Source organism: Pseudochrobactrum sp. AO18b, from assembly GCF_000409565.1.
Classification (GTDB): domain Bacteria; phylum Pseudomonadota; class Alphaproteobacteria; order Rhizobiales; family Rhizobiaceae; genus Pseudochrobactrum; species Pseudochrobactrum saccharolyticum.
Map to the genome: position 1 here is coordinate 1 of NZ_ANNO01000032.1, position 5,597 is coordinate 5,597.

The 5,597-nt window shown below is 53.5% G+C and carries 6 protein-coding genes; 1 reads left to right on the top strand and 5 read right to left on the bottom strand.

Annotated elements, in window-relative coordinates; genetic code table 11:
* Positions 1-331 (top strand): hypothetical protein (locus tag A918_RS19130; RefSeq protein ID WP_033315808.1); only part of this gene is annotated, 331 nt, incomplete at its 5' end.
* A 296-nt stretch (positions 332-627) separates the two neighbouring features.
* On the opposite strand, the gene purU is transcribed toward A918_RS19130, so the two are convergent.
* From purU to A918_RS0101550, 5 genes are all read right to left on the bottom strand, one after another.
* The gene (gene purU, locus A918_RS0101530) at positions 628-1,512 is read right to left on the bottom strand and encodes a formyltetrahydrofolate deformylase (protein ID WP_028233241.1); all 885 of its coding nucleotides are present in this window, start codon (positions 1,510-1,512) and stop codon (positions 628-630) included.
* A 208-nt stretch (positions 1,513-1,720) separates the two neighbouring features.
* Complete coding sequence (locus tag A918_RS0101535; protein ID WP_022709348.1) at positions 1,721-2,449, bottom strand: SIS domain-containing protein; 729 nt, start codon at positions 2,447-2,449, stop codon at positions 1,721-1,723.
* Complete coding sequence (nagA, locus tag A918_RS0101540; protein ID WP_022709349.1) at positions 2,446-3,618, bottom strand: N-acetylglucosamine-6-phosphate deacetylase; 1,173 nt, start codon at positions 3,616-3,618, stop codon at positions 2,446-2,448. The genes A918_RS0101535 and nagA overlap by 4 nt, the downstream gene beginning before the upstream one ends.
* Positions 3,618-4,649, bottom strand: coding sequence for an SIS domain-containing protein (locus A918_RS0101545; RefSeq protein WP_022709350.1), 1,032 nt, complete (start codon positions 4,647-4,649; stop codon positions 3,618-3,620). The genes nagA and A918_RS0101545 overlap by 1 nt, the downstream gene beginning before the upstream one ends.
* Positions 4,646-5,461, bottom strand: coding sequence for a GntR family transcriptional regulator (locus A918_RS0101550; protein ID WP_022709351.1), 816 nt, complete (start codon positions 5,459-5,461; stop codon positions 4,646-4,648). The genes A918_RS0101545 and A918_RS0101550 overlap by 4 nt, the downstream gene beginning before the upstream one ends.
* Positions 5,462-5,597: the final 136 nt, after the last annotated feature.

Here is a 5,597-nt window from a genome sequence, read left to right on the forward strand (position 1 = left end):
GGAGGCTCACATGCGTTTATTTTTAGCAGCCCTGACGACTATTATTTATACTGCGCCTCTGCCCGTGGCTCATGCGAGTGAAAATAATGCCGTGTTCTGCACCAAACTCGGGGAGCTTGCAGGACGGTCGATGGCGGCACGTTTACAGGGAAAGCCGCTGGCTGATCTTTTGCAGGTCAAATTTGATCCGGCGGTGCATGAGATTTTTCAGACGGTTATACTGGATGCCTATTCCAGACCTCTGGTTGAGGGGGAAAATGCGTGGGTGAGAAATATGTCTGACTTCAGAAATGCAGTTGAAGAGAAATGCCAGTCATCTCTGCAAAAATAAAAGCCGGAAATTCCGACTTTTTATTTCTCTACACTCAACCTTCTCAACCTGCTGGCGCCCCAACAAAGCGCGACGCTTTGAATTTTGGTTATGGCGTGGCGAAAATGGTGATTTTTGAGAACCGGCGCGCAGCGTACCCTGCATAATCCTTTCATCCGCTGATGAAAGATAAGATTATGCAGTCTTAAAGATCACGGCAGCCTTTGCACGTCCAATAGGACGTGCGGTGCCGTGTGTACGTGAGCACCGGAAGCGCAGAAAATTGCCATTTGCAGCCCGCCAGAGCCGAAATTCTCTTAGCCCATGCGTTCAGAGGCGTACGACCCTGGGCTCGCCGGAAATACCACAGTCCGGTTACCATTGAGGAACACGCGGTGATGGATATGCGCATGGATGGCGCGTGCCAGAACCTGCGCTTCGACATCACGACCGATTGAAACATAGTCGGCTGCCGATTGCGCATGGGTGATGCGGGCAACATCCTGCTCGATAATCGGACCTTCATCGAGATCAGCGGTGACATAATGCGCGGTGGCACCGATCAGCTTCACGCCACGCTCATAAGCCTGCTTGTACGGATTGGCGCCTTTGAAAGATGGCAGGAAGGAATGGTGAATATTGATGATCTTGCCGGACATTTTCTGGCTCAGTTCATCAGACAGAACCTGCATGTAACGCGCCAGAACCACCAGTTCCGTACCGGTCTGGTTGACGATATCCATCATCTTGGCTTCGGCTTCGATCTTATTTTCCTTGGTCACCGCAATATGGTGGAAAGGAATATCGTGATTGACCACAACCTTCTGATAATCAAAATGGTTAGAGATCACACCCACAATATCAATCGGCAGACCGCCGATTTTCCAGCGATAGAGCAGATCATTGAGGCAATGGCCAAAGCGTGAAACCATCAGCAATGTTTTCACCGGCTTGCGGGTATCGTGGAAATCATAAGCCATGCCGAACTTGTCAGCAGTTTCCTGAAAACCACCGGCAATTTCTTCGAAGCTTTTGCCCTGCTCGGTAATAAAGCTGACGCGCATAAAGAATTTATCGGCACCGAGATCATCGAACTGTGCGCTGTCAACGATGTTACACCCCATACCCGCGAGATATCCGGAAATAGCGGCAACTATACCGAGGCGTGACTGGCAACTGACGGTCAACACATAATTCTGCATGGGAGTGTCCCTTAAGCTTCAACAGTTCAAATGAGAATGAACCAGAAAATTCCGGTTCCGTATGAAGCTCTTACACAGAATTTCAGCGCTTAACAGTCCCGATTACGCTTTTGTTTGACGGATTCCTGCCATTTGCAGACAAATCTGCATGACCCATAATCTCAGGTTACAGGTGATGATTTCCTGACTTATGGGTGGTATGTAAAACTCACAAATGCGGATTGCGGGTCTTATATTTTTCAATCAACCGGTCATTGATTTCCGTGGCACCCGGCATATTCGCACTGCGATAAACCGGAACTTCTCCGCCCTCTGCGGCCAGTTCGGCAGCAACCGCGGTAAAGATCGCATGGAGAATGGTAGCACCAACGGCGGTGGAAACCGCGCCCGCTTTCATGTCGCTGTTTGGCAGCTGCATCATCGCATCACCGGCAGGAATTTCATTATCCAGCACCAGATCGGCCAGCTCAGACAGACGCACACGACCATTGGCCGCGTCGGCAGAATAGGAAACGGATGTCAGCGCGATAATTTTTGCACCGGCTTCACGGCCGAAGCGCGCAGCTTCAACCGGCGCGGCATTAACACCGGAATTGGAAACAACCAGCAGAATATCACCGGCTCCAATATCATAGCGTTGCAGCAAAGGCTGAACCATGCCGCTGATACGTTCGAATTTGGTGCTGGATGATGCCCCCTCATGCAGCATCGTGAAAGCCGAGAGAACCGGTACGGTAATCGCCAGACCACCGGCACGATAATGCACCTCTTCCGCCAGCATATGCGAATGACCAGTACCGAACACAAAGACACGCTTATCATTGCGTGCAGCTTCGCCGATCATGGCAACAGCCTGCTTCATCGCCTCAGCCTGACTGTCACGCAATTGCGTGAGATGCGCAGTCAGACGGTCGAAATAATCATTGATAATGCTCATGCCTGTTGATCCTGTCGCACACCGGAAATCCATGTCGCTCTGACATGGCACTGATCGTCCAACCAGACCAGATCAGCACGCTTTTTCGGTGCCAGAACCCCACGATCCTTCAGCTGCAAAAACGCGGCCGGATAGGATGTTGCCATGCGCAGAGCTTCTTCGGAAGAGAGATCCAACATTGCCATACCATAGCGGATACCCGATGCCATATCGAGATCAGAGCCCGCCAGCGTAGTTCGATCTTCCAGCACCAGTTTCGGGCAATAACCACCCTCAACACGATAAACTGTGCGGCCGTTGAGTTGGAATGTATCGCGGCCGGAACCAACCAGCGACATCGCATCGGTAACAAAGAACAGGCGACCCTGTCCGCGTTTTGCCCGCAATGCCACACGCAAAGCCGCAGGTTCGACATGATGACCATCGGCAATAATGCCACTCCACACGGACGGATGATCCAATGCCGCACCAACGAGATTAGGCGTACGATGGCCGAACTGACTCATTGCATTGAACAGATGGGTCACGCCCTGCGCGCCCGCATCGAACCGCGCCATAGCCATTTCATAAGTGCTGTCACTATGGCCGATGCTGATAATAACACCGCCTTCGGTCAGCTCACGCACCTGATCGGGTGTGACCTGTTCCGCAGCCATTGTCACCAGCAGACAACCGATTTTCTGCGCCGCTGCAGTCAGCGCCTGAATGTCAGCTGCCTCTACAGGGCGCATCAGCTCCGCCAGATGCGCTCCTTTTTTCGCCGGCGCCAGATGCGGGCCTTCAAGATGAAGACCGGCAACACCTTTATCAGCCTGCACCGCAGCCACGGCGGCAGTCATAGCCTGCGCCGTCACATCACCGGTATCGGTAATCAGGGTTGGCAACAGGCTGGTTGTGCCATATGGGCGATGGCCTGCTGCGATGGTGCACATGATTTCAGGCGTTGGCCCGTCATTGAGCATTGCCCCGCCGCCGCCATTGACCTGCGCATCAATAAAACCGGGGCTGAGAATGCCGCCATCCAGTTCAATGATCTGCAGATTTTCCGGCAATGCGTCACCATCCTGCACCAGACGGACAATCCTGCCCTTCTCGATCAGAACGGCTGTCCGCTCATGAAAACGATGACCGTCAAAAACACGCGCACCACGCAGCAGCTGAAAACCCATCAGACAGTCTCCGTTACCTTATTCAGATTAAGCGGCTTATCAGGATTAAAACCACGGCGGCGCGTCACCGCTTCGATCACACGATAATAGGCACCGAGCGATACCAGCGGATCAAGCAGAGCCGAACCGGTTGCCGGTGTTTTAATCTGGCTCCATGGCAGATCCAGCGGGGAAATGGCCAGAATATTGCCGCCAATGCTTTCCAGATGTTTCAGCGCCTGCAGATTATGCTGATAGGCCTGATCCTGCGAGACAAAGGCCACAATCGGGAAGCCTTTTTCCACCAGACGCATCGGGCCATGCATCAGCTCGGCCAGCGAGAAGGCTTCCGCATGAATGGCCGAAGTTTCCTTGGCTTTCAGCGCCGCTTCAAGCGCAATCGCCATTGAAGGGCCGCGACCGCCGATAAACAGCGACTGTTTTTCAGCCAGAATATTCTCAAGCGCATTGCCTGCATCAACCTGAACCGCGCCCAGTGCTTCCGGCAGCTGATCAAGCCCGCCCTGCATTGTGCTGTCTTTGCTCACTGCAGCAATCACACCGGCCAGAGCCGCAGCAGAAGCGATAAAAGATTTGGTCGCAGCAACACTTTTCTCAGGGCCTGCACCGATCCCCAGCACGATATCGGCCTCATTGCCGAGCGGGCTGTCGGTCACATTGACCACGGCGACAGTGACCGCACCGCCTTTTTTAGCTGCGCGCTGCATGGCAACGATATCCGGGCTGGCGCCGGACTGCGAAACCGTGAAATGCACAGCAGAACCAAGCTGCAACGGCGCATCATAAACTGATGCCACTGACGGGCCGATTGCTGCCACCGGTAAGCCTAAACGGATTTCTGCCAGATATTTGAAAAATGTTGCCGCATGGTCAGAGGAACCGCGTGCACAGGTCGAAATCAGCGCGGGCTTACGGGAGGCAAAGACCGCCGCGATTTCTTCAAAAACCGGCTTCTGGTCTTTTAACATGGCTGCAACAACTGAAGCAGCCTGTTCGGTTTCCTGAAGCATGAGTGTTGGTGATACGGTCATCGGACCTCTCCCGTTTTCAATTCTGCAATAAAGTCATAAGCATCGCCGCGATAAAGCGAGCGGGTATATTCAACAATCCGGTCTGTTTGCGTGCGCGACACGCGCTCCATTTGCAGGGCAGCAGCCTTGTCAGCCACACCAAGCAAACGCGCATTGACCGGATCAAGCACAACAGCAGTCAGCCTCTGCAAAGCGCGCACCGGCTTATAGCCATGCTGTTCGAGTGCTGTATAAAGCGACAGCGCACCGCTGAGCACAGCCTGTGCCAGTTCCGTTTCCTGTCCGGCAGCAGATAATGTAGCGGTACCCAGCAGACGCTGCGGCACCACGGCACGTTCAATTGCCATCGGCATATCATCGGCAAGGCGCAGGCGCTCTACCCGCACCACCAGATCCTGCATGGAAATGCCAAGCTGGAATGCCTCTTCCGGTGACGGCTGCCCGATACCGCCGGATAGAATACGTACCCCTGGTACTTTACCACGGGCGATCATATCCTGCGAGAATGAGGTAAGCTGCCAGAGTGGCTGACTGATCTTTTTCGGACGTTCGCAAATATAGGTGCCGCTGCCATGACGGCGTTCCACCAGCCGGTTTTCAAGCAATGCCTGATAGGCCGAGCGGATGGTGACCCGCGCCAGACCAAGCGCCTGCGCCAGCTCACGCTCGGGCGGCAAACTACTGCCAGCGGCGAGACTGCCATCCTCAATCAAATTGGTCAGTACCACGGAAACCTGCTTATAAAGCGGCCCGCCGGTCGTTTGCGCCGCTAATCCGCGCTGAAGAAGAGGAAGTAATCTGGTATTATCCATACCCAGACTATAATACCTTTTTAATACCAATGACAAATGGAATTATCTGCCAGCTCAAAATAAAAAGGGCAGCTTCTGTTGAGAAAGCTGCCCTTTAGAGCATTTCACAGTCAAGTTGGATCAACTTGACTTCTTG

Excerpts from the sequence above, each read along its gene's own strand:
- purU (WP_028233241.1), bottom strand. The coding sequence starts at position 1,512 with ATGCAGAATTATGTGTTGACCGTCAGTTGCCAGTCACGCCTCGGTATA.
- A918_RS0101535 (WP_022709348.1), bottom strand. The coding sequence starts at position 2,449 with ATGAGCATTATCAATGATTATTTCGACCGTCTGACTGCGCATCTCACG.
- nagA (WP_022709349.1), bottom strand. The coding sequence starts at position 3,618 with ATGGGTTTTCAGCTGCTGCGTGGTGCGCGTGTTTTTGACGGTCATCGT.
- A918_RS0101545 (WP_022709350.1), bottom strand. The coding sequence starts at position 4,649 with ATGACCGTATCACCAACACTCATGCTTCAGGAAACCGAACAGGCTGCT.
- A918_RS0101550 (WP_022709351.1), bottom strand. The coding sequence starts at position 5,461 with ATGGATAATACCAGATTACTTCCTCTTCTTCAGCGCGGATTAGCGGCG.